Annotated in this window: 22 protein-coding genes; 10 read left to right on the top strand and 12 right to left on the bottom strand. The window is 63.6% G+C overall.

What is annotated here, in order from left to right; all coding sequences use genetic code 11:
• Positions 1–210: 210 nt before the first annotated feature.
• Together U0S50_RS13675 and U0S50_RS13680 are read left to right on the top strand one after the other, a co-directional pair.
• Entirely contained in the window at positions 211–804 is a 594-nt protein-coding gene (locus U0S50_RS13675) for a carboxymuconolactone decarboxylase family protein (protein WP_322309321.1), read from the top strand.
• Between the two features lie 64 nt (positions 805–868).
• The gene (locus tag U0S50_RS13680; protein ID WP_322309322.1) at positions 869–1,189 is read left to right on the top strand and encodes a thioredoxin family protein; all 321 of its coding nucleotides are present in this window, start codon (positions 869–871) and stop codon (positions 1,187–1,189) included.
• Positions 1,190–1,391: 202 nt separating this feature from the next.
• Here U0S50_RS13680 and U0S50_RS13685 read toward each other — a convergent pair whose 3' ends face one another.
• The gene (locus tag U0S50_RS13685; protein WP_322309323.1) at positions 1,392–3,665 is read right to left on the bottom strand and encodes a TonB-dependent receptor; all 2,274 of its coding nucleotides are present in this window, start codon (positions 3,663–3,665) and stop codon (positions 1,392–1,394) included.
• A gap of 464 nt (positions 3,666–4,129) precedes the next feature.
• Between U0S50_RS13685 and U0S50_RS13690 the strand changes: the two genes are divergently transcribed.
• The 5 genes from U0S50_RS13690 (at position 4,130) to trxB (ending at position 10,335) form a co-directional block, all read left to right on the top strand.
• Positions 4,130–5,386, top strand: coding sequence for an MFS transporter (locus U0S50_RS13690; protein WP_322309324.1), 1,257 nt, complete (start codon positions 4,130–4,132; stop codon positions 5,384–5,386).
• A 115-nt stretch (positions 5,387–5,501) separates the two neighbouring features.
• Complete coding sequence (locus tag U0S50_RS13695; RefSeq protein ID WP_322309325.1) at positions 5,502–7,172, top strand: thiamine pyrophosphate-binding protein; 1,671 nt, start codon at positions 5,502–5,504, stop codon at positions 7,170–7,172.
• Entirely contained in the window at positions 7,172–8,356 is a 1,185-nt protein-coding gene (gene argE / locus U0S50_RS13700; protein WP_322309326.1) for an acetylornithine deacetylase, read from the top strand. Before U0S50_RS13695 ends, argE begins: the two co-directional genes overlap by 1 nt.
• Positions 8,357–8,433: 77 nt before the next feature.
• Positions 8,434–9,252, top strand: a complete 819-nt coding sequence (locus tag U0S50_RS13705; protein ID WP_322309327.1) for an IclR family transcriptional regulator — start codon at positions 8,434–8,436, stop codon at positions 9,250–9,252.
• A gap of 108 nt (positions 9,253–9,360) precedes the next feature.
• Positions 9,361–10,335 carry a thioredoxin-disulfide reductase gene (trxB, locus tag U0S50_RS13710; RefSeq protein ID WP_322309328.1) on the top strand — a complete coding sequence of 325 codons (975 nt, stop codon included), beginning with the start codon at positions 9,361–9,363 and terminating at the stop codon, positions 10,333–10,335.
• A 10-nt stretch (positions 10,336–10,345) separates the two neighbouring features.
• Here trxB and U0S50_RS13715 read toward each other — a convergent pair whose 3' ends face one another.
• The 7 genes from U0S50_RS13715 to ectA are packed head-to-tail and all read right to left on the bottom strand — an operon-like array spanning position 10,346 to position 17,705.
• Entirely contained in the window at positions 10,346–11,707 is a 1,362-nt protein-coding gene (locus tag U0S50_RS13715; RefSeq protein ID WP_322309329.1) for an MFS transporter, read from the bottom strand.
• A gap of 2 nt (positions 11,708–11,709) precedes the next feature.
• Positions 11,710–12,978, bottom strand: coding sequence for an MFS transporter (locus U0S50_RS13720; protein WP_322309330.1), 1,269 nt, complete (start codon positions 12,976–12,978; stop codon positions 11,710–11,712).
• A gap of 21 nt (positions 12,979–12,999) precedes the next feature.
• Positions 13,000–14,445, bottom strand: a complete 1,446-nt coding sequence (locus U0S50_RS13725) for an aspartate kinase (RefSeq protein WP_322309331.1) — start codon at positions 14,443–14,445, stop codon at positions 13,000–13,002.
• Positions 14,442–15,362 (bottom strand): ectoine hydroxylase, encoded by a 921-nt coding sequence (gene thpD, locus U0S50_RS13730; RefSeq protein WP_322309332.1) that lies wholly within the window; start codon positions 15,360–15,362, stop codon positions 14,442–14,444. The genes U0S50_RS13725 and thpD overlap by 4 nt, the downstream gene beginning before the upstream one ends.
• A 29-nt stretch (positions 15,363–15,391) precedes the next feature.
• The gene (locus tag U0S50_RS13735; RefSeq protein WP_322309333.1) at positions 15,392–15,805 is read right to left on the bottom strand and encodes an ectoine synthase; all 414 of its coding nucleotides are present in this window, start codon (positions 15,803–15,805) and stop codon (positions 15,392–15,394) included.
• Between the two features lie 15 nt (positions 15,806–15,820).
• A complete protein-coding gene (ectB, locus tag U0S50_RS13740) occupies positions 15,821–17,125 on the bottom strand; it encodes a diaminobutyrate--2-oxoglutarate transaminase (protein ID WP_322309334.1) in 1,305 nt (434 codons plus the stop codon).
• A gap of 4 nt (positions 17,126–17,129) precedes the next feature.
• Positions 17,130–17,705, bottom strand: coding sequence for a diaminobutyrate acetyltransferase (gene ectA / locus U0S50_RS13745; protein WP_322309450.1), 576 nt, complete (start codon positions 17,703–17,705; stop codon positions 17,130–17,132).
• 190 nt (positions 17,706–17,895) lie between these two features.
• On the opposite strand from ectA, the gene U0S50_RS13750 reads away from it, so the two are divergent.
• Positions 17,896–18,399, top strand: coding sequence for a MarR family transcriptional regulator (locus U0S50_RS13750; RefSeq protein WP_322309335.1), 504 nt, complete (start codon positions 17,896–17,898; stop codon positions 18,397–18,399).
• Positions 18,400–18,426: 27 nt separating this feature from the next.
• On the opposite strand, the gene U0S50_RS13755 is transcribed toward U0S50_RS13750, so the two are convergent.
• Positions 18,427–18,894, bottom strand: coding sequence for an Lrp/AsnC family transcriptional regulator (locus tag U0S50_RS13755; RefSeq protein WP_322309336.1), 468 nt, complete (start codon positions 18,892–18,894; stop codon positions 18,427–18,429).
• A 126-nt stretch (positions 18,895–19,020) separates the two neighbouring features.
• On the opposite strand from U0S50_RS13755, the gene U0S50_RS13760 reads away from it, so the two are divergent.
• Both U0S50_RS13760 and U0S50_RS13765 read left to right on the top strand, forming a co-directional pair.
• Entirely contained in the window at positions 19,021–20,073 is a 1,053-nt protein-coding gene (locus U0S50_RS13760) for a Leu/Phe/Val dehydrogenase (protein WP_322309337.1), read from the top strand.
• The gene (locus tag U0S50_RS13765; protein ID WP_322309338.1) at positions 20,074–20,316 is read left to right on the top strand and encodes a hypothetical protein; all 243 of its coding nucleotides are present in this window, start codon (positions 20,074–20,076) and stop codon (positions 20,314–20,316) included. It begins immediately after the preceding gene.
• Between the two features lie 117 nt (positions 20,317–20,433).
• Here U0S50_RS13765 and U0S50_RS13770 read toward each other — a convergent pair whose 3' ends face one another.
• The 3 genes from U0S50_RS13770 to hemN all read right to left on the bottom strand — a co-directional run bounded on the left by U0S50_RS13770 (position 20,434) and on the right by hemN (position 24,351).
• The gene (locus U0S50_RS13770; protein WP_322309339.1) at positions 20,434–21,501 is read right to left on the bottom strand and encodes a DUF1611 domain-containing protein; all 1,068 of its coding nucleotides are present in this window, start codon (positions 21,499–21,501) and stop codon (positions 20,434–20,436) included.
• A 91-nt stretch (positions 21,502–21,592) separates the two neighbouring features.
• Complete coding sequence (locus tag U0S50_RS13775; RefSeq protein ID WP_322309451.1) at positions 21,593–22,612, bottom strand: dipeptide epimerase; 1,020 nt, start codon at positions 22,610–22,612, stop codon at positions 21,593–21,595.
• A 395-nt stretch (positions 22,613–23,007) separates the two neighbouring features.
• Positions 23,008–24,351 (bottom strand): oxygen-independent coproporphyrinogen III oxidase, encoded by a 1,344-nt coding sequence (hemN, locus tag U0S50_RS13780; protein ID WP_322309340.1) that lies wholly within the window; start codon positions 24,349–24,351, stop codon positions 23,008–23,010.
• Positions 24,352–24,386: the final 35 nt, after the last annotated feature.

Raw genomic sequence — 24,386 nt, forward strand, 5'->3', positions numbered from 1 at the left:
ATGTGATACAGAATTTTCGCAAGCCAGCTTGCAAAGGCCAAGGTTGAACGCCAAAGTCATCCACATCAATGTTGCAAAATACGCGACTTAATCTCGCAAAACGAGACAGGCGGATTGAATTGTGCGATATTGGCGAACAGGCAGGTGGCAGCCCAAGCTGCGCCGATCCGCACGTCGCGGGCCATATTATGAAAGGGAGACTGAAAGGCAATGGCACATCTCAGACCGCTGGAACTCGACGAAGTGCAGGATGAAGAAATCCTGGCGGCGTGGAAGGAAGGAATCAAGAAGCGGGGCTTCGTCGTCAACGCCGCGCGCACGATGGCGCGCCGCCCGAATATCCTGAAAGCCTATACCAAGCTGAACAATGTCGTGATGTACGAAGGCACGGTCGACGGCCAGTTGAAGATGCTGCTGACGCTTGCGCGCAGCCTGGCATCGGGATGCCGTTATTGCCAGTCGCACATGACCAACCTGTCGAACCGTTATGGCGCATCCGATGAGAAGATTCAGGCCCTGTGGGAGTTTGAAACGAGCGACCTGTTCAGCGATGCCGAGCGCGCCGCCATCCGCGTCGCTTTCAAGGCGGGGCAACTTCCCAACGAAACCTCCAAGGAGGATATTGACGAGTTGCTGAAGTATTTCGATGAAGGCGAAGTCATCGAAATCGTGGCGTGCATCTGCCTGTTCGGCTGGCTCAACTGCTGGAATGAAACACTGGCAACCCAGGCCGAAGACGTCGCGGTCGAAGCGACCAGCCGCATTCTTGGCGGCCAGGGATGGGAACCCGGCAAGCACGCCTGACGCCCCATCGCAGCTCGCGGCGGCCCGGCGGTCGTCGCGAGCGCTTATTCAGAGGAACGACGCCATGAACATTCACGACGCCGATTTCGAAGAACGAGTTCTGAAAGCCGCAGGTCCAGTTCTGGTCGACATCTGGGCACATGGATGCGGCCCATGCAAAATGGTCGGCGCCGGGCTGGAACGCATTCATGCACGCGACCCCGAAGCCTTTTCGCTGTTGTTCGCCAATCAGGAAGATATTCCTGAAGCTGCGGCCCGGTTGGGCGTCCGCGCATCGCCGACACTGGTCCTGTTTCACCAGGGACAGGAAATTGCCCGGAGATCAGGCGCGCTCATCGAATCCCAACTCGTCAACTGGCTGAACCAGTCGCTTCCCGCGACCTAAGCCGCCAGGCTCTTTGGCTTGGACAAAAGGCCCCGACCAACAAGGTCGGGGCCTTTTTCTTTGCGTACGACACGGATCCTGCGCAGCCATCCGGTTCGCCGCCACCGCCCCCTCTTCACGCAAAAGAGCCCGCGCGTCCTGCGACGGCACGGGCCCTTCAGGGGCGGCCGCTCTGTGGGAGAAACGGCCGTCCGGTCGGAGATTAGAAGTTGTAGCGGAGATTGATACCGAACTCGCGCGGACGTCCGACGTCCATCTGGCGCATGCCGATGGTGTTGGGCGTTGCAAAGTCGATGCCGCCGATGAAATAATCCTTGTCCGCCAGGTTGGTGGCGAAGGCCGCGATGCTCCACTTGTTGTCCGGCGCATTGTACTGGATGCGCGCGGTCAGCAGGCCATAGGGATCGAGGATGACGGTGTTGCCGTCGCTCGACGTCGTGCCCTGGGTCGACCGATAGTTATAGTCGATGTTCGCGACGACTTCGCCGTCACCCACAGGCTGACGAAGCTGAGCGCCGATCGTATAGTTCCACTTCGGCGCGCGGAGAACGCGGCTGTTGGTGGTCAGCCCCTGCGCCGCACCGATGCTCTTGTACTGCGCATCGAGGTAGCCGAGCGTTCCCTGCACACGCAGCCAATCGGTCACAGCGAGCGTCGATTCCAGTTCAAAGCCCTTGAACACCGATTTACCGACATTCTGGATGTAGGTGATGTTCTGTGCGGCATCGAACGCGCTGAGCTGCTGGTCGCGATACTTGCTGTAGAAACCGGTCAGGTTGAACCGCAGGATGTCCAGCGGATCCGAACGAATGCCGATTTCATAGGTGTCGACCGTTTCGGGGTCGTAAGCGAGGAACGGCTGGATGCGGCCACGATAGCTGAGTCCGGTGCCGGGCTCCGTCGACAGCAGGTTTTCGTTGAAACCGCCGCTGCGGAAACCACGCGCCCACGACGCATAGGTCATGACATCGGGCGACCACTGATATTCGACGCTGATACGCGGCGAGAAATTGTCCCAGCTTTGCTTGTCGCGGCCTTCGAGAATGCCGTTCGGATAAGGCGTGCCATCCGGACGCGGCGTCAGGTTGCGAGCGCGACCCGATTTGGTGTCCTTGCTGTAACGCAGCCCCAATGTGGTCGAAAGCTTGTCGGTCCACTTGTAGGTGCCCTGGAAGAAGGCGGCGTAGCTGTCGACCTTGTGGTTGTCGATCAGCAGGCGCGGAATCGGGAACTGCGAGTCAAAGGTCGTCGACTGGACCCGTTTGTCGCTGGGCGTTTCCTGCATGTAGTAGAGGCCACTGACGAACTTCAGACGATCGTCGAACAGCGTTCCGGAAAGCTGCAATTCCTGAGAGAACTGCTCGATCTTGCGATCATAGGAAATGTCGTAGAGCGGGATCGGCGTACCATCCCAGTCCGAATCGATCAGCACATTGGCGTGCAGATAGGCCGTTACCGACTTCAGCGAGATGGTATCGGACAGATCGACGGTGACGACGCCCGACAGGCCGTGGCCGTCATAATCATAACCCGTGTCGGTGCCGCCATAGAGCGTACGATTGTCCGGGCTGAGATAGGTGTCGTCATAGACGATGCCGAGCTTCGTCTGTGTGGTCCGCGAAAACAGCGCATTCGGGCTGATCTTGTCGATGATGAAGCCGCGACCGCGCGTGCGGGTGCGGATCTTGTTGGCTTCGAGGTCGATGGTGACATTGTCGCCGGCCAGGAAACGAAGTTCGAGGCGGCCGACGCGCGTATTTTCGTCGCCATCGCGCTTGTTGTCGATGACATGCTTGATAAAGCCGTCGCGTTCGAGCGAGCCGAAGGTGGCCTTGGCAAAGACATTGTCGCTCAGCGGCACATTGACCACTGCCTTCAGGTCGAGGCGATCGAAGCTGCCGACAGTGGCGTCGACATAGCCGCCGAAGTCGGGGCCGGGCTTGCGCGAAATATAGCGGATGGCGCCGCCGATCGTGTTCTTGCCATAAAGCGTGCCCTGCGGACCGCGCAGAACTTCGATGCGCTCGACGTCGACGATGTTGATCAGCGTGTTGTCGCTGCGGCTGTAGAAGACGTCGTCGACATAGAGGCCGACCGCCTGGTCAAAGGTGATGCCCGAGCGGTCCTGCCCAAAACCGCGGATAAAGAAGCCGCCATTCTGAGCACCGGTGGTCGACTGGCTGCCGACGAGTACGTTCGGCGCAATGCTGCCGACATCGAGCAGGCTCGACACATTCTTTGCCTGCAGTTCGGATTCACCCAGAGCGGTGATCGCGAGCGGTGTTGTCTGCAACCGCTCTTCCTGACGGCGAGCAGTGACCACGATGTCCTGAATTCCATGATGCTCGCTCGCCTGGGCGGCGTCGCCCGCGTCCTGCGCGTGACCGAGCGTCGGCCAAAGAAGCGCGCCGCTCGTCAGCAGCCCGGCAATCAACTTACGCCCGCTACCCAATCGCTTATTTTTTTCGTAGGCCATGCAGTCCTCCCTTGCGTGTCTCGCATTTTGCATTTTTGTCTCGCATAGCGTGATACAAAAGCGGAGAGGGTCGGAAAACAGGCGATGAAGCCAAGTTGCACTAGGCGATACTTGGTCTTGCAACCGGATGAAAACGGGCAAATTTGTCACGTCGCACGGGCTTTGAGGATGAGGTCGATGCCCCGTCTTATGAGAGCAATCGCCATATTCCTATCCCCAACAAAGCCGCATGCCGGCAAACAGCCGCGCCCACCGTGACCATGACGGATGTCCCAGCAGTTTCGGCAAGGACATAAAATGCCGAGACCGAATGGCGATTCGCGACGCCCACAATGTTTCCTGTATCGAATTGCGATACAGCATCCCAATTGACGTGACGCTTCATTCGTGTTTGATTTGCCCCGACACATTATAAAGAGGCCGGACAGCCCGATCTGGGCGGGGCCAGAACATGGAGAAAAAGGGTGGCGACGATAGGCATGGACGCAAGCGGTGAAGACAGGGACGGCAAATGGAATGTCGCCTGCGCCTTCCTGATATTCTTCGCAGTTCTGGGCATTCCGGCCATCATGATGCCCGTCCTCTATGGGCCCATTATCGACGAGACAGGTTGGTCGCGCGGCGATGTCGCATTGCTGAGCTCGCTCAAATTCGGCGCCGGAGCAATCGCCGCCTATCTGACCGGTCCGCTGGTGGAGCGATTCGGGGTTCGGCCGGTTACTATCCTTTGCTCTATCCTATCGGGCATCGCGCTGTTGATGATGGTGATGGTCGACAGCCTGCTGATGCTGTACGCGGTCGGCATCTTCCTGGGCATCAGCGCGCTGGGCGTGACCACCGCGATGAAGATCCTGGTGTCGCAATGGTTCTCCCGCAACCAGGGGCTGGCGATCGGCATCGCGCTGATGGGAACCAGCGTCGCGGGCGTGATCGTTCCTTATGTCACCACCCTTTTGACCGAGGATTACGGATGGCGCATGACCTGCGCGATCATGAGCCTGGGCATCTGGGTCGTCGCCCTGCCCTTTTTCATCTGGCGCGCCCGCGAGCGCAGCGCCGAGCAGACCGCGGCCGCCGTACAGCAGGCAACGCTGGACAATCCGGACGCCCCGAGCTTTGCCGACATCCGCTTTAGCCGGCTGTTCATCACCGCCGCGATCATCAACGTGCTGATCGGCATGGTCGATCACGGCATGTCGACCCACCTCGTCATCTATCTCGACCGCGACGTCCACCTGGGCGCCGGAGTGGCCGCCATCGGCTTTTCGGCGGTGATGGTCATGAGCAATATCGGCAAGGCCGGCTATGGCTGGCTGTTCGATCGCTTCTCGGTTCGCGGCGTCGCCTTTTGCTGGTTCATCGTCGCCGCCGGGGTCGCCATGACCTTCCCCATCGCCGGAACCGCGACCCTGCTTTTGTTTGCCTTTGTGTATGGTCCCACCCAGGGCGGCATGATGATCAACGTGCCCATTCTGGCAAAACATGTCTTTGGTCCGCGCGCGATGGCACGCGCCATCGCGGTCCTGACGACCTTTTTCATGGCGGGTAGCGCGATCGGCCCGGCGCTGGCGGGATATCTGTATGATGCGACGGGTTCCTATCACCTGCCCTTCGCGATCTTCATTGTGTCTGCACTGGTTGCCGGCGTGCTGACCCTGACGATCCGGCCGGCCTTCCGACCGGTACGCGAAGAGGCCGCGAAACCCGCCACCGCGAACTGAGCTTCCGAACCATGCAGGACGATTCCCGCAAAGAATCGTCTTGCATTTTGGAACACAATTCGTAACAGAGTCTCGTTATACGTTACAAACTATGCAATCGACAGAAAGGGGCGGCATGGCCACCGTAGTGAAGATGGAAGCAAGCGATTCGAACCAGGCGAAGCGCATGACGGGCGGCGACGCACTCGTCGCCGGCCTGCACCGTTGGGGCGTCGACACGGTTTTCGGCGTTCCGGGCGTTCAGCTCGACGAGTTTTTCGATGGACTGTCGCGCGGCGGCGGTGACATTCGCCTGTACCACACCCGCCACGAACAGGGCGCCGCCTATATGGCGCTCGGCTATGCGATGGTGACGGGCAAGCCCGGCGTGTGCGCCGTCGTCCCCGGCCCCGGCGTGCTGAACGCGGGCGCCGCCCTGTCGACCGCCTATGCCTGTAACGCCCGCGTCCTGTGCCTGACCAGCACGGTGCAGAGCGCGCTGATCGACCGCCGTTATGGCGCACTGCATGAAATCAACGACCAGACCGGCCTGCTCCGCAACCTGTCGAAGTGGAGCGCCCGCGCCACCTGTGCCAGCGAAATCCCCGCGCTGCTCGACGAAGCCTTCCGTCAGTTGCTGACGGGACGCCCGCAGCCCGTCTCGCTGGAAGTGCCGCCCGACATTCTGGCGCAGACCGCGATGATGGCCTATCCCGAGGCCCTGCCCTCGCTCGCCAATCCGCTGCTCGACCCCGAGCAGATCGCCCGCGCCGCCGCGCTGTGCGCCGATGCCAAGAATCCGATGATCGTCGTCGGTTCGGGCGCCCTCGGCGCCCGCGAAGAAATCCGCGCGCTCGCCGAATTGCTTCAGGCGCCAGTCGTCAGCCGCCACATGGGCCGCGGCACGCTGCGCGCCGACGATGATTATGCGATGCCCGCCGCCGCCGCCCTGCCCCATTGGGCAGAGGTGGATCTGGCGATCGGCATCGGCACCCGCCTGACCCAGCTTCGCGAATGGGGCATGGACGATGCACTGAAGGTATTGCGCATCGACCTTGATCAGGCCGAAATCACCCGTATCGCACCGCCGACGCTGGGCATTTGCGCCGACGCCGCCGACGCGACCGCCGCATTGACCGCCGAACTGGCCGCCCGCGGCATCCAGCGCCCCTCGCGCGTTGCGGATTTCCAGGCGATCAAGCAGGCGTTCCGCGACGAGGTCGAGCGCGATATCCAGCCGCAGGTCGGCTATCTCGACGTCATTCGCGAGGCGATGGCCGAAGACGATATCTTCGTCGACGAGATGACGCAGGTGGGTTACGCTGCGCGTTACGCCCTGCCGATCTATGAACCGCGCACCTATGTCTGCTCCAGCTATCAGGGCACGCTCGGCTATGGCTATGCCACCGCGCTGGGTGCGCAGGTCGGCGCGGGCAAGCGCCGCGTCATTTCGGTGAACGGCGACGGCGGCTTCATGTACACCATGCCCGAACTGGCGAGCGCGGTGCTGCACAACATCCCGCTGATCGCGATCGTCTTTGCCGACGGAAACTTCGGTAATGTGCGCCGCATCCAGACCAACAAATATGCAGGCCGCGTCATCGCGTCGCACCTGCACAACCCCGATTTCGTCGAACTGGCGCGCAATTTCGGCGCCGTCGGCATCCGTGCCGAAGGCCCCGAGGGCCTGCGCGCCGCGCTGGAAGAGGCCAAGGCCGCCGACGGTCCGGTGCTGATCGAGGTTCCGATGAATCTGGAAACGACCGCATCGCCGTGGAAGCATGTCCACGGCCGCAAGGTCCGCTGATGCCGGAGGCCACCAGCCGCCGCCCGTCCGACACGACGGTTGCGATGCTCGGCCGGCTGGTGGCCTTTCCAACGGTCAGCCGCGATTCCAATCTGGAGCTGATCCACTGGGTTCGCGACTATCTGGCTGGGCATGGCATCGCCAGCCGCCTGAGCCACAATGCCGAGGGCAACAAAGCGAATTTATTCGCGACCATCGGCACCGGCGACGGCGGCCTGTTGCTGTCGGGGCATAGCGATGTCGTTCCGGTCGCCGGACAGGCGTGGGCGACCGACCCCTTTGCACTGACCGAACGCGACGGCCGCCTTTACGGCCGCGGCACCTGTGACATGAAGGGTTTCGTCGCCGCGGTGCTTGCGAAAGTGCCGATGCTGGCGGCGCGAGAAAATGGCACGCCATTTCACATCGCCCTGTCATTTGACGAAGAGGTCGGATGCAAGGGCGTCGGCCATCTGATCGCCGACCTGATCGAACAAGGGGTGCGCCCCGCCGGCTGTATCGTCGGCGAGCCGACCGACATGAATGTGATCGTCGGGCACAAGGACGGCACCGCCTGGCGCTGTTCGGTCGAAGGCCGCGAAGTCCACAGTTCGCTGGCTCCCCACGGGGTCAATGCCATCGAATATGCGGCACGGATGATCGTCCGCATCCGTGAGATCGCCGAGCGGCTGGAACGCGAAGAGCCCCGCCATCCCGGTTATGAAATTCCCTTTTCGACCATGCAGACCGGCGTGATCGAAGGCGGCCAGGCGAGCAATATCGTGCCGCGCCATTGCAGCTTTCGTTTCGACATGCGCACCCTGCCCACGACGAGCAGTGATGCGTTGATCGCCGAGATCAGGGACTATGCCGAACGCGAGCTGGTTCCCGCGATGCGCCGCATCGCGCCCGACGCCGCGATCCGCATCGAAAAACTGGGCCGCGTTCCCGGATTTGCAATCGACCCCGAAGCCCCGCTGGTTCGCCATGTCCAGCGAGCCGCCCTCAGCAACGCAGCCCCCGGCCATGTTGCCTTCGGGTCCGAAGCGGGGCTGTTTCAGGAAGCCGCGATCCCGACGATCATCTGCGGCCCCGGCTCGATCGCACAGGCGCATCAGCCCGACGAATATCTCACCCTCGATCAGCTCGCACGATGCGAGGATTTTATCGATCGACTGGCGGAAACGCCCTTCATCGCCGGTTGAGCGGTCAAGCATGTCATTTCTCGCAACAGATCAACTTCGCAGTTGCATAGAGCGCAACAAATCCTAGAGTGATGCAGATGGATACCAGGGACGTTCGCCGCCGCGCACCGCAAGCCACCTCCGCCAAGATCGAGGCGGTAGCGACGGCGTCGGCCATTATCGATTTCCTCGCCGAAAGCGAACAGCCGGTGGGCGTCCAGCACACCGCCGCGACGCTGGGCATGACCAAATCGCGGGCGTCGCGTCATCTGGCCAATCTGGAATCGCTGGGGCTGGTGATGCGCAACCCCAGCGGCCGCGGTTTCCAGCTTGGCTGGCGCGTGATGCGCTGGGGCCAGATCGCGTCGGCGCGGCTCGATTTCGCCAAGACGCTCGAAGAGCCGCTGCAACAGCTTGGCGCCCGGATCAATCGCACGGTGCTGCTTTGCGCCCCTGCGGGCGGCGACGCGATCGTCGTCAATTGCATCCCGGCGCAATCGGCGATCCGCATCGACGTCAAGATCGGCCTGGTACTGAGCCTGCCCCATTCGCCGACCGCGCGCGTCTGTTACGCCTTTCAACAGCGCGAACAGCGCCAGGCACAGCTCGCCGAACTGCAGGCGCGCGAACCCGATTTCCGGGTGGAGAATGAAGCACAATTCATGCGCCAGGTCGCCGATATCCAGCGCAACTATTATTGCTGGGACCGCGACAAATACGGTCTTGGCTATGCCGCCATCGCCGCGCCGGTTTTCAACCAGAACGCCGAACTGGTCGCCGCCATCGCGATCATGTTGCCGACATCGGAGCTCGATACCTCGCTGGGCGAGCACACCCGCGAGCTGCTGCTGTCGGCCGAAAAATGCTCGCGCCTGCTGCGCTCGCGGATGAAATATCCGATTCCCCCCGCGCGCTGACCGCGCGCGTTGCGGGCTGCGCAACTTCGGCATCGCGGCCATGGCCCACCCCCTCGCACGCCCTATGGACAGCCGCATTCCGTAGCGAAAAACAGGGGCCCGACCAGCATGACCGCAACCCATTCGACCCGCGTTCTGATCCTCGGTTCCGGCCCCGCCGGATTGACCGCCGCCATCTATGCCGCGCGCGCCGGCCTGTCGCCGATCGTGGTCGAAGGTTATCAACCGGGCGGCCAGCTGACCATCACCACCGATGTCGAAAATTATCCCGGTTTTCGCAGCGCGATCCAGGGCCCGTGGTTGATGGAAGAAATGCGTGCGCAGGCCGAACATGTCGGCGCACGGATGATGATGGACCAGATTGCATCGGTCGATCTGTCGCAGCGCCCCTTTCGCCTGACCGGCGACGGCGGCACCATTTATGAAGGCGACACGCTGATCATCGCGACGGGCGCGTCGGCCAAATGGCTGGGGCTGGAGAGCGAGGAGCAATTGCAGGGACGCGGCGTGTCGGCGTGCGCGACCTGCGACGGATTTTTCTTTCGCGACAAGAAGGTGGTGGTGATCGGCGGCGGCAATACCGCGGTCGAGGAAGCGATCTTCATGACCAACCACAGCCAGGACGTGACGTTGATCCACCGCCGCGACAGCCTGCGCGCCGAGCGCATCCTTCAGGAACGCTTGCTCGCCCACCCCCACATCAGCGTCGCCTGGAACAAGGCGGTGGACCGTTTCGTCGAGGGCGGCGATCCGGCCGGACTGGTCGGTGTGGACCTGCGCGATACGGTGACCGGCGAAACATCCCACATCGCGGCCGAGGGCGCCTTTGTCGCGATCGGCCATTCGCCCGCGACCGACCTGTTCCGCGGCAGCCTGACCCTCGACGATGAAGGCTATATCGCGGTCGAAACCGGATCGACGCGCACCAACATCCCCGGCGTGTTCGCCTGTGGCGACGTGATGGACAAAATCTATCGCCAGGCCGTCACCGCCGCCGGTTCGGGCTGTATGGCCGCGCTCGACGCCGAACGCTTCATCGCCGCCGCCGAATTCGCGCAGCAGCGCGAGACCGTCGCCGCCTGAACCCCGCGCGTCAGCCGCGCCGCGCGAACAGATCCTCGCGCAGCGACCGTCCCGCGCATTCGGGCATGAAACGCAGCGCGGCCAGTCCGACGAGGCACGCCAATATCATGTAATAGGCGGGCATCAGATAATCGCCCGTCGCGCTGATCAGCGCGCTGCCGATCGCGGGCGCGGTGCCGCCGAAGATCGAGGTCGCGACATTATAGGCGATGGCAAAGCCCGCAAAGCGCACGCCGGTCGGAAACATCGCGGGAAAGGTCGCCGATATCGTCGCAAGCTGCGGCACGTACAACAGGCCCAGCAGCATGAAACCCACGATCGCCCCGGCAAAGCCGGTGCCGATGAGCATATAGAGCGGGACCGCCGCGACGATCAGGCCGAGCAGCGACCAGCGCCACAAGGGCTTTCGCCCCACCCTGTCCGACAGCGCGCCCGCGAAGGGCAGGAACAGCATCATGAACAACATGCCGACGATCGGCACCACCAGCGCCTCGTCGTTCGACAGGCCGATCCGGCGCTGCAGATAGGTCGGCATATAGCTGAGCAGCGTATAGTTGACGACGTTGAGCGCAACGACCAGCCCGCCGACCACGAGCAGCGGCCGCCAATGCTCGCGCACGATCGCGCCGATGCCGGGGGGCGCGCGGCCTTCGGCGGCGGTGCTCTCCTCGATGAAGATGGGCGTGTCCTCCATCTTCGCGCGCAGATACATGCCGATCAATCCCAATGGCGCGGCAACCAGAAAGGGAATGCGCCACCCCCATTCATGCATCGCCGCATCGCCGAGCAGCAACGAGAAGCCAAGCATCAGCAACGCGCCGAGCGAAAAACCCGCGAGCGTCCCGAACTCCAGAAAGCTGCCGAAAAAGCCGCGGCGGTCATCGGGCGCATATTCGGCCATGAAGGTCGCCGCGCCGCCATATTCGCCGCCGGTCGAAAAACCCTGGATCATCCGCAGCAGGATCAGCAGGGCCGGCGCCCAGAAACCGATGCTCTCATAAGAGGGAATGAGCCCGACCCCGAGCGTGGCGCCCGCCATCAGCAGGATGGTGAGCGCGAGAACCGACTTGCGCCCGATACGGTCGCCGAGCGGCCCCCAGAACAGCCCGCCGAGCGGACGGATCAGGAAGGAAATCGCAAAGGTCGCGAGCGCAAAGAGCGTCGCTTCCTCCAGATCGCCGGGAAAGAGCGCGGCGGAGATATAGGTAACGCCATAGGCATAGATGCCATAGTCGAACCATTCGGTCGCATTGCCGAGCGCCGAGGCGGTGATCGCCCGGCGCAGCGTTGCCGCATCCTGGGGGCCGGCGACAGGCTGACCGCCGGGGGCGGAAGGCCCCGAAAGCGCCGAGGTATCGGGGGTGGCTTGCATGATCATATTTTCCCTGTTGTCTTGTGCGGTTCCGCCGCAGAAACGATCGCGTCGGCGGGACCCGCCGGGTCCAGAAGCGCGGCGACGGGGGTGGTGCGCGGCAGGATCTGGAAATCCTGTTGCTCAGCGCCCGGAACCGGAGCGCTGGTCGCCAGCCTCCACAGCCCGAAACCGAGCATCGCGGCGGCGCAAAAGGCGATGAACAGAAAGAGGCCGCCATTGCCCGCAAGCGTCATCGCGACCGCCGCGCCGACCGGCCCCAAGGCCGCCCCGCTGGAATAGAGGAGGACGAGCTGGCTGCTCGCGCTGACGCGCTCCGACGGCAGCAATCGGTCGTTCGCATATGCGACGCACAGCGGATAGAGCGCGAAGGCCAGCCCCCCGAACGCGGCCCCGAGCGCCAGCAGCGACAGGCCGCGCGGCTGCATCGCGAGCCCCGCGCTGACCGCCAGCGTCAGAGCGAAACAACCGATGATGACGTGACGCCGATCATAGCGATCGGACAGCCGGCCGAGGGGCCATTGCAGCGCAACCCCGCCCAGGATCGCCGTCATCATGAAATTGGCGGTATCGCCAAGGCTGAGCCCCAGGCGCCGGGCATAAATGGCCGCCATCCCGTAAAAGGCCCCGAGCACCAGCCCGGTGGCCCCCGCCCCCGCAACGCCGAGCGGCGAGGCTTCGAACAGTCGTCGCAGCGGAAGCGATGCGACCTCGCCCAACGCGGGCGCGGGACTGCGCGTCAGGCAGACGGGAATGATGGCCAGCGTGATCAGGATCGATGCCAGTTCGAAGGGCACCGCAGGGTCGCTGTTTCCGGTGCGCAGCAACAATTGGCCCAACGCCTGCCCCGAATAGAGCGCCACCATGTACCAGGCGAGCACGCTGCCCCGCGTCTGGGGTTCGGCCCGGTCGTTGAGCCAGCTTTCGACACAGATGAACATGCCCGCGACGCATATCCCGTCGACGAGGCGGAGCGTTCCCCAGAGCAGCGGGTGCTGAAGCAGCGCATAGGTCAGCGTGCTGGCAGACAGCAGCGCCACGAAGGCCGCAAAGGCGCGAATATGCCCGACCCGCCGCACGACGGCACCCGAGCGCAGCGCGCCGATGACAAGCCCGCCGAAATAGGCGGTGGCGACCAGGCCGATGACCATCGTTCCGCTGCCCGCGCGTTCAAGGCGCAAGCCGATGAGGGTCGAAAGAAATCCGCTGCCCGCCATCAGGACGAAGATGGCGGCCAGCAGGCTGCGCACAGGCTGGATCGATGCGAACATTCCGATGGTGGAGGGGCCGCGTCAGGCGGCGCACCGCCCCTCTTTCACCCGTCCCTCTTCCTCCACCAAGGCCTGATGAAGCGCCCGAACCGCCGGGTCGAAATCGCGGCTGGCGACGATGAACTGAACATCGACGTTCCGGATCTGATGTTGCATCGCGATCATGTCGACCCCCGCCGCGTCGAGCGCACGCAGCGCATCGGGAACGAGACCGGGGCGCGAGATGTCGCTGCCAATCACCGACACCATCGCAACGGACTGCGCCGAGATAGCGGCGTCGGGATATTGTTCCTGCAGATCGGCGATCACCGCTTTCACCGCCCCCGCGCCGGCCGAAAGATAATGGGTGATGGTGTTGGCGTTCGACGATTTGCTGACGATCCAGAGACCGTGACGGGTCAGCGCATCGAGGATCGCGGCGTCATAGCCCTTTACCCCGACCATATCCTGTTCGAAAAATTGCAGCGCCTGCATCTGGGGAATGCCGGTGACGATTTCGACCCGCGGAACGTCGGAGACATATTTGCCCGATACCACCGTGCCGGGATCCTCGCGATCGAAGGTATTGCGCACGCGCAGCGGAATATCGGTCTGTCGCAGCCCGCGCCCGGCACCCGGATGGATCGCCTCCATCCCCAGGTTCGCGAGCTGGTCGGCAACGTCATAATTGGTCCGCCCGATCTTGCGCGCCCGGTCGGCGCCGACCAGCTTGGGATCGGCGCTGGACAGGTGGAACTCCTTGTGGATGATCGCCTCGCGCGCGCCGGTGAGCACCGCGATGCGCGAAAAGGTCATTTCGGTGTACCCGCGCGAGAAGCGGCGCACCATGCCGCCCCGGCAACCCGCATATCCGGTCACGATCGGCAATGTCGCCGACAGGTCGATCGCGGCGAAAGCTTCCTCTATCCGCTGATCGAGCGTGCGCAGATCGTCCTGGTCCCAGGCGGTCAGATCGACGAACAGCGCCTTCACATCGCGATCGCGAAGGAGCAAGGCGGTGCTGTGCGCGCTGTGCGCTTCCCCCAGCCCGGCGAGCAGTTCGCGCGCCGTATCAAGCTGTTCCTTGACGCAGAAGCGGCCATGGCTGCGAAGCCGGGCAAGGTCGTCGAGACAGGCCGTGACGGCACCGAGCCGTTCATCGACGAAAGCGTCGGCCTGCGCGCGGCTGTCGGCGCGTGCGAACATCGCCGCATTGCGATCGTGCATCGCGCGGCGCACCGCCGCCATCGCGTCGCGCCAGCCGTCGGCGCCTTCGTCATCGGCGACGAAGCGGCCATAGACCCCCGGCTGTCCGGTTTTCTTGTCCTCCAGCAGCAGATTGGTGATGCCGGCATAAGCCGATACGACGAAAATGCGGTTGTAGAGATCGGCCCCCGACCGGCCCGCGATCAACACATTGTCGAACAACGTCGCGGTGGCCGCCATCGACGTGCCACCGATTTTTTCCACGCTATGATGTCCGGTCATGCCGACACCGCATCGCACAGCGGACCATGTGCGACCTCTATCGCCTGGGGCTCGCCCCGATAGGCGAGAAACCAGGGACGCGGTTTTTCGACCCCAAAGGGCTTTTCCAACCGATTGCTGACCGCATTATAGACGAGAAAGGCGTTGGCACGCGGGAAAGGCGTGATGTTGCCGTTCGACCCGTGCATCAGGTTGCAGTCGAACAGGACCACGGTTCCCGGTTTTCCAGTCGGCGCGACGATGCCGTGGCTGTGCGCCATTTCGGCCAGGCTGTCCTCGTCGGGAACACCATATTCCTGCTTTTTCAGCGAGCTTAGATAATGATCGTCCGGGGTTTCGCCGACGCAGGTGAGATAGGTCCGATGCGACCCGGGAATGACCATCAACGGTCCATTGTGCGGCGTGTTTTCGGCCAGCAGAACCGACATCGACAGGGCACGCATCCGCGGCATCCCATCTTCTACGTGCCAGGTTTCGAAATCGCTGTGCCAATAGAATTCCCGCCCCTTGAAGCCGGGTTTGTAATTGAGCCGCGACTGGTGAACATAGACCTCGTCCCCCAGCAGGAAGCGGGCGACGTCGGCGAGGCGCGCGTCGGCGGTAAGCCGCGCCATCACCGCGCTCTGCCGATGAATTTCGAAGATCGAACGGATTTCCCTGCTCTGCGGTTCGGTAACGATCGTTTGGTCATCGAGCGCAGCCGGATCGGCAAGCAGGCCGCCCGCCGCGCGCTGGAGATATTTCACCTCTTCGTCGGTAAAAATATCCTCGAGCACGATATAGCCGTCGCGGTCGAACTGCGCGGCCTGTTCGCGCGTCACGGGCGCGTCCTCGTTCCATTCGCGGTGCACGACCGCATCCTGACGCGGCAGCATTTCGGGACGCGCCGCGTGGCGGGATGGGTAGATGTCTTTCATGGGACTTCCCCCTTTCATGTTTGAGACAGTCAGTCGGCGGGCGCGGGCTCGCGCACCATGTCCGGGTCGGCGGGATACGCGCCGCTTTCGTCATGCACCTCGCGCCCCGTCACGGGAGGGTTGAAGACGCAGGCCGTCAAAATGTCGGTTTCAGGCCGAACGATATGACGATCATGGTCGTTCAGCGCATACATCACGCCGGGTGCAAGGCGATGCACCTCGCCCGTCGCCAGATCCTCTATCGTGCCCTTGCCCTTCAGGATCAGCACGGCTTCCAGATGGTTCTGGTAGTGCATCTTGAGTTCCGACCCGGCGAACAACGTGGTGACGTGGAACGAAAAGCCCATGCCGTCATCCTTGAGCAGCAGACGGGCGCTGGCCCAGCCGTCGGAGCGGACATTGCGGTCGGTCTTGCGAATTTCGCCCAGATTGCGAACGATCATAAAATCCTCCTGTTCCTATTCGGCCGCGACGGCGTAGTCATTCGCCAGCGCGTCGCGGATTGCGGTTTCCAGAATGTCGAGACCGGCGTGCAGCACCGCATCGTCGATGACGAGCGGCGCCAGAACCTTGATCACCTCGTCATGGGCGCCGCTGGTTTCGATGATCAGCCCGGCCTTGAAGCAGGCCGCGGTCACGGTGGCGGCCAATTCGCCCGATCCGACGTTGATGCCGCGCATCATGCCGCGCCCGCGGGTTTCAAACCCATGACCGGAAGCGATCGCGGCCAGCCGCTGGTCGAGCAGATCGCCGCGGCGGCGAACATCGTCGACAAAGGCGGTGCCGACCCAGAAATGACGCAGCGCCGCAGTGGCCGTCACGAAGGCATGGTTATTGCCCCGAAAGGTTCCATTATGCTCGCCCGGCGACCATTGATCGAGTTCGGGACGAAAGAGGGTCAGGGCAAATGGCAGCCCCATGCCCGACAATGACTTTGCCAGCGTGATGATATCGGGCGTGAAGCCCATGTCCTCGAAACTGAAAAAGCCGCCCGTCCGGCCGCATCCGGCCTGAATGTCATCGACGATCAACAGGGCGCCATGGTCCTTTGCGATCCGCGCGATCTTGCGCAGCCATTCGGGCGATGCGGCGTTGAGACCGCCTTCGCCCTGAACCGTTTCGACGAGGATCGCGGCGGGTGCATCGAGACCGCTCGACGGATCGGAAAGACGCTGTTCCAGAAGATCGGCGGTATCGACGTCGGGTCCGTGATAACCGTCATAGGGTTCATGGCTAACATGCGCGAGCGGGACGCCCGCGCCGCCGCGTTTCGCCGCATTGCCGGTGCAGGCCAGCGCGCCGAGCGTCATGCCGTGAAAGCCGTTGGTAAAGGCGATCACCATCTCGCGCCCCGTTACCTTGCGCGCGAGCTTGATCGCGGCCTCCACGGCGTTGGTGCCGGTCGGGCCGGTGAACATCACGCGGTGGTCGAGCCCGCGCGGCTTCAGGATCGTCGCCTCGAACGTATCGAGGAAATCCTGCTTGGCATCGGTATGCAGATCGAGGCCATGGGCGATGCCGTCGGCGCCGATATAGTCGAGCAGCGCCTGTTTCAGTATCGGGTGATTGTGCCCGTAATTGAGGGTCGAACAACCCGACAGAAAGTCGAGATAGCGTCCACCCTGATTGTCGTGCATCCAGACGCCTTCGGCCCTTGCGAACTGGCGCGGCATGGCGCGCGCATAGCTGCGGACCCCCGATTCCCGGCGCTCATAGATACTGCGGTCCGGAATCGTTCCGGACGGTTTTGGTACGATGGTCATCTGATTACCCTTGTTCTGGTTGCAGCATCCGGGGCAGCAATGGCCCGATGCTGGCTTGAAATTCGGTATCGTGCGCGCCGGCGAAATGGGCGTCGCGTTCGAAAAGCGGCTCTTGTTCAAGGCCCGCCCCCCATTCGCGGGCGAGACCGCGAAACAGCGCCCAGGACGCCGCATTGTCATGCGTTACCGTGGTGATGAGCCGGGCGACGCCGCGCTGTTCGGGGCGGGCAAGCAGCATCCGGATCATCCGGCCGGCGAGACCCTGCCCCCGCGCTTCGGCCGCAACGGCGACCTGCCACACGAAAAAGGCTTCGGGATCGGAGGGGGGCCGGTGGCCCGACACCCAGCCGACGATCCGCCCGCCGCGTTCGGCGATCACGCAATGCGCCGCGAAATGCGTGCATTGAACGAGGTTGCAATAAGCGGAGTTGCGATCGAGCGGCGGACAGGCGGCAATCAGCGCGGTGACGGCGGGGCCGTCGGTCGCTTGCGGTCGGCGCAGCCGGATGGCTTGCGGCTCGGCGGAGACAGGGAACTCCCCATAATTCCGGGGGGTATCGTCTTTTGGACGATCAAGAATCTTTTATCTCCTGAAATATAAAATGCGCTCGAGCGACGCTGAGTCGCGACAATGCGATGAAATATATGCCGAATAGCCCGAGGTTCAACCCCGCCCACCGAAATATATTTCGAACATCGAAATACATGCCCGATGCAGCGGCGTGCAGAATGGCTTTGGCGATGGCGCGCGGGGCCGCTAAACGGCGGGAATGGAGACCGAGATTGCCAACGCCACACTGAAGGCAGTTCGCCGCATCCTGCGCGCGACCGAAGCGGGACGGCGCGGGCTGGCCGCGGCCACCGGCCTGACCCCGTCCCAACTGCTCGTCCTGCGCGAAATCGAAGCGCGCGACGGCGCGACCCCCGGCACCATTGCCCAGCAATTGCAGTTCAGCCATGCCACCATCACCGCGATCGTCGACCGCCTTGCCGCGCTGGAGCTCGTGACGCGCACCCGCAGCGACCGCGACAAGCGCCAGGTCCTGCTGAACGTCACGCCGCAGGGGCGACAGCGAACCGCCGCCGCGCCGGATTTGCTGCAGGAAGATTTCGCCGCCCGTTTCGGCGCCCTTGCGACGTGGGAACAGGCAATGATCCTGGCGGGGACCGAGCGGCTCGCCGCGCTGCTCGGCGCCGAAGATATCGACGCCGCGCCGTTGCTCGATACCGGCGCGATCGACCGGACGGGCGCGGAACCGCCCCCGGCGCCCTAGCCCCTGATCCACCCCGCCCCGCCGCGGTCACGCCTCCAGCGGCAGCTCGGTCGTCGACTTGATCTCTGACAGGGCGACGGTCGAATTGATTTCCTGCACCCCGGGCAATTTGCTCAAGCGGTCGAAGAAGAAACGTTCATAGGCATCGATGTCGCGCGCGACGACGCGGAGCATGAAATCCATGCTGCCCATCAGGACATAGGCGTCGAGCACCTCGGGAAAGGATTGGATCGCGCGGCTGAATTCGTCCAAGTTGGCGCGGCCGTGGGCGTTCAGCTTTACCTGCGCAAACAGATGCGCGTTCAGCCCCACCTTGCGCCGATCGACGATCGCCACCCGCTTGCGGATATAGCCATCGCGCTCCAGCCGGTCGATGCGCCGCCAACAGGGCGAAACCGACAGGCCGACCCGGTCGGCAACCTCTGCCGTCGTCAGATTCGCGTCGCGCTGCAATTCGCGGAGGATTTTGACCTCATAAGCATCAAGATCGGTCATATCATTCTCATATACGTTATTGTTGGGTCATTCTATCCCAGAATCCATCGCGACGTCCAGAAAAGCGAGCAAGTTTGTCCGCGACGAAAATGCGATGATGGCGCCATTGTTCGCAGGAGATATCCGATGGTTGCTCGTCCCGCCCGCCTGACCCCGCCGCTGGAATGCGTGCGGCTCTTTGACGCTGACGCTCAGCTGGACGGCATCATTGCAATTCATTCGACCGCGCTCGGTCCGGGGGCCGGGGGCTGCCGTTTCTGGAGCTATCCCGATATGGACGACGCGCTGGACGACGCGCTGCGGCTTGCCGAAGGGATGAGCTATAAAAATGCGCTGGCCGGGCTTCCCTTTGGCGGCGCCAAGGCGGTGCTGCGCCGCCCCGAAGGCGATTTCGATCGCGCGGCGCTGTTTCGCGCCTTCGGACGCGCCGTCGAAGCGCTCGGCGGCCTTTACGTCACCGCGGAAGATGTCGGCACGACCGTCGCCGACATGCAGGAGATCGCAGGCGTGACCCGTCACGTCGCCGGGCTGCCCCCTGCCGAGGGCCGGGCCGGAGGCGATCCGTCGCCATGGACCGCGCGCGGCGTGTTCGAATCGATGCGCGTCGCCGCCGGGCATGTCTTTGACCGCGACCTTGGCGCGTTGACCGTCGCCGTTCAGGGCACCGGCAATGTCGGCGCCGATCTTTGCCGCCGCCTTGCCGAGGCCGGAGCGCAACTGATCATCGCCGATCCCAATCCGGCGCGGCGCGACCGATTGCAGCATATACTGGGCGCGCGGGTCGTCGATGTGGCGGACATTGCGGCGGTCGATGCCGACATCTTTGCGCCCTGCGCGCTTGGCGGCGCACTGACCGACGCCAGCGTCGACGCAATGAAAGCCCGCCTGGTTTGCGGCGCCGCGAACAACCAGCTCGCCGCCCCCGACGTCGCGGCGCGGATGCTGGAACGCGGCATCACCTATGTTCCCGACTATGTCGCCAACGCGGGCGGGATCATCAGCGTGTCGGCCGAATATCTGGGCGAGGATGAGGAGCATGTCGCCGCGCGCGTCGGCGCCATCGCCCCCCGCGTCGCAACCTTGCTGGAACGTGCCGCCCGCGAAAAGAGGTCGCCCGCCCTGGTCGCCGACGAGATGGCGGAAGAGGTCATCGCCAACGCCGGACGCGAGGCCGCCTGAGTGCACCGTTTCCGCATCGACGCCATTGTCGACGCCCAGTCGTTGCCACGCATCGCCGGATTTTTCGCGCAGCGCGCGATCGTACCGGACGACATGTCGATGCGCATCGCGGATGGCAGGATGCTGATCGACGTTGCGGTCGCCGGGCTATGCCCGGCCCGCGCGGCGGTGATCGCAGCCAAGCTGGGCGAATTATACGCCGTGCTGGACGCGGGATGCGAAAGGCGGGAGCCGGTCGCCTAAAGCCGCACCGAACGCAGCCCGCGCACAGGCCGGATATCACGCATCGGTGCGCAAGATCATGGACAAAGGCCAGGCCGGGGAACGGAAAGCACGATCCCGTTCCCCGGCCGCCCGTGGTTATTTGAGACAGTTTTCCACCAGCGCGTCAAACGCAGCCCCGCCGCGGATGGGGTCCGCCACCGGCAATCCCAGGCGACGCGCCTCGCCCTCCATCAAGGCCTGGGCTTCAGCCGCATCGCGGCCCGCCGTATTGAAGCTGACACCCGCACAGCGGATCGCCGGGTTTGTCCGGCTGCCCAGCCGAATGGTCAGATCGATGACCTCCTCTACCGTCGGCAGGGCAAAGCTTTCCATGCCGAGAATCACCTTGCGCCCCGGATCGTGACATACGACGAAAACGTCAGGCTGGCTTCCGTGCAACAGTCCGAGCGACACCGCCGCGTAAGCGGGATTGAAGATCGAACCCTGTCCTTCGATGATGTCCCAATGATCCTCCGCTGCGTCAGGGCTCAATATTTCGGCCGCCCCGGCTTCGAAATCGGACACGACAGCATCCATGGGCACGCCGCGCCCCGCGATCATGATCCCGGTCTGCCCGGTCGCGCGGAAATCGGCATCGATGCCGCGCGCCACAAATGCGCGATGCAGCGCGAGCGCCGTGTATTTCTTGCCAAGGGCACAATCGGTTCCGACCGTCAAAAGCCGCATCCCGCTGCGCTTGCGCCCCGTCCCGATCGGTATGCCCTCTGGCGGTGTCCGTACGTCGATCAGGCGCCGCCCGGTCCGCCGCGCCGCCGCAGCCAGTTCGGGAACGCTGGCAAGGCGCATGTGCAGGCCGCTGACGATGTCGAGCCCGGCCTCCATCGCCTCGACGAGTGCCGCGACCCAACCCGCGCCGATGACACCGCCCTGATTGGCCACGCCGATCAGCAACGACCGCGCCCCTGCCGCACGCGCCTGCGCCGGGGACAGGTGCGGCAATCCAGCCGATACCGTACACCCGTCCACCCCATATTCACCAACACAGCGATCGGGAGCCCAGTCGGCAAGGCCAAAGGCCGTTTTTGCAAAACCGGCCTCCGTCGTGTCGCCGAGGAACAGAAGATAGGGGACAGGGAGCGCCTCCAACTGCTCCAACGGCTCCGCAACAATCGCGCGGCGCGTGAAACGGGATTCGCTTATCATCTTTATCTCCATCTTGCCCGCCGCCCAGATACGGGTCGGCCAAATCGACAAATCATCCTAATAAGAAACTTTTGTCCTGTATAGGACATTCTTACCATCCCCATATCCCGGCGGGGCAATGCACCTTGCCCCCGGAATATGATACCCCGGGGGTGCGATCACGGGCGAGAAAGGTTGGCCCGTCGAGATCGACAATATCGCACAGCTGACCGAGAATATAGGATGGCGCCATCGACAGGCTGGTCCCCATCATATTGCCGACCATCACGTCGAGCCCCAGCGAACGCGCCTGACGCGCGATCGCCAATCCTTCGGTAAGTCCGCCGCATTTATCGAGCTTGATATTGACCACATCGAAACGTCCGACCAGCGCGGGCGTGTCCGCTTCCGTCAGTGCACTTTCGTCGGCGACGAAGGGAAGCGGCCGGTCGAGCCCGTCGAGATCGGCTTCGCAGCCGCGGCGCAACGGCTGCTCGAGCTGCGCAACGCTCTGATCGACCAGCACCGGCAACAAGTGCGGCAGCGAAGCGCGATCATAGCCCTGATTGGCATCGACACCGATCCACGCATCCGGGCGTGCGGCGCGGATCGCCAGGATACGCGCGACATCATCGGACAGATCGCCCGTCAGCTTGACCTTCACCGGCGCCTGGGGATCGAGCGCGCACGCGGCCTGAGCCATGACGTCGGGCGATGCCGCGCCCAGCGTCAGCGTCGAACGAAGCGCCGTGGGCGCCGCCAGTCCCGCCAATTGCCAGGCCGGGCACCCGCTCTGGCGCGCCTCCAGATCCCAATAGGCACAGTCGATGGCGTTGCGCGCTCCGCCGGGCGGCAGCAGATGCTGAAGCTCCTGCCGCGTCGCCCCCTCCTCCACCGCTGCGCGAACCCCGGTCGCCGCGCGGAGCATATGATCGACATCGTCGCCGAGATAATAGACCCCCGCCCCCTCGCCGCGCCCAACATGTTCGCCGTCCGACAACTCGGCAACGAGCAGCGCGGTTTCGGTAAAGACGTGCCCCGCGATGCGGAACGGTTGGTGATAGGCGAAGCGTTCAACCGACAGTCGCAGGGACAGTTTGCGGCGGGCATCAACAGGCGAAGCAGCGATCATTGTCAAATTACCAATCCAAAGCCAGGCAGATAGAAGGGAAAGCCCCCTCCCGCTTGCCGACGCTGCACTTGCGGCCACGCAAGCAGGCGCCTATCAAGCGCAAACTGGAAGAGTCCTTTTTAGGATCTAAATATCCCAATTGGAAAATTGTCAAGCAGAGCGACGCCTCTCATCGTGAGATGGCTGATACTGCGCCGGGTGGGATGGACGCGGAATTCGAAGCCGGAGCGAGCGGACATTCGAAGAAATGAGCGTGATACGGAGTACCCGCCCCCCGCCCTTTCGCCGAGGAAAGCCGAAGCGCGCCCCTTCGGCGCACCAAACAGTGCCGAGGCCGGATCGAAAAGAATGCACCGGCAACGCGGCGCAACCGACGCCGCGAAAGCAGCGGCGGCCTAGGCCGCTGCCGCATCCCGATCGCGGAGCGGCGCCCCACCCGCCGGAACGATATTCCCCCTGACGCGGTCGAATCTGGCGGCGACCAGCCGGGCGTAGGGGAGCGCGTCGGCAGGCACGATCAACCGCGCACCATCCCAGCAAACCAGACCCAGCGCATCGAAATCGGACAGCCCCTCGCGGGCGGCAGCGAGCCAAGATTCGCCAAGATCAACCTGTCCCCGGCACAGCAGATCGCGGATGATCGCACCGCGCTGCTGTTCTTCCTCGTCCAGCGTGACACCGCGCGCGGCGGCGAGCCGCCCTTCGCCGACCAGGTCGCGATAGAGGCCCGCCCGCTTTTCATTCTGGACGATAAGGCCCGGAAACCGGCTGATCGCACTCGCCCCGAAACCGAGAAGGACGGGCGCGTGATCCTCGGTAAATCCCTGAAAATTGCGGTTCACCCGCCCCGCACGAGCGGCCTCTGCCAAGCTGTCGTCGGCTCGGGCGAAATGGTCGAATCCGACCGGCAGATAGCCCGCCGCCGTCAGCCGTCCGAAGCCATGTTCGGCCTGACGGAAACGCAGCGCATGGTCGGGAAGGTTGGTCGCATCAATCCGGCGCTGACGCGGGATCATCGTCGGCAGATGCGCATAGCCGAACAGCGCGATCCGACTGGGCGCGAGCCGAATGGTTTCGTCAAGCGTGGCGTCGAGGTCTTCGATGGTCTGTCCCGGAAGGCCATACATCAGGTCGAAATTGATCGCGTCGATACCCCGCAGGCGCAGCGCCGCGACCGCCGCCTCGATCTCCGCAAGCGGCTGCACCCGTCCGATCGCCTGCTGGATATGGGGCGCGAAGGTCTGCACCCCCATGCTGACCCTTGTGACGTTCGACGCTGCAAGCACCAGTGCCCATTCCGCCGAAAATCCGCGCGGATCGATTTCGACCGAGATAGTCGGTCGGCTGACGTCGAACACCGTCATGATCCGGTCCAGCAGCCGAACGAAATCAACGGGTGCGATCGCATTGGGGCTGCCGCCCCCGAACGCGATATGCTGAACCCGCGCGCGTCCGCCGAGACGCCGGGCAACCAGCGCAATCTCTGCCCGAAGCGCGGTCAGATAGTCGGCGAGCCGCTGCTTGCGATTGGCGGCGCCGGTGTTGCAGCCGCAATACCAGCAAATCTGCTCACAAAAGGGAATGTGGACATAGAGCGACACGGGGGTCGCCGCCTCGATCCGGTCAAGGGCCAGCCCATAATCGTTCGCCCCCACGGCCTCTGCAAATTCGACCGCAGTGGGATAGCTGGTATAGCGCGGAACCGGTTTGGCGAGCAGGTCGGGGTGATATTTCCACATAGCGCCAGACTATGGGCGGCGCGTCCCGGAAACAT

The organism is Sphingopyxis sp. (assembly GCF_034380315.1).
GTDB lineage: Bacteria > Pseudomonadota > Alphaproteobacteria > Sphingomonadales > Sphingomonadaceae > Sphingopyxis.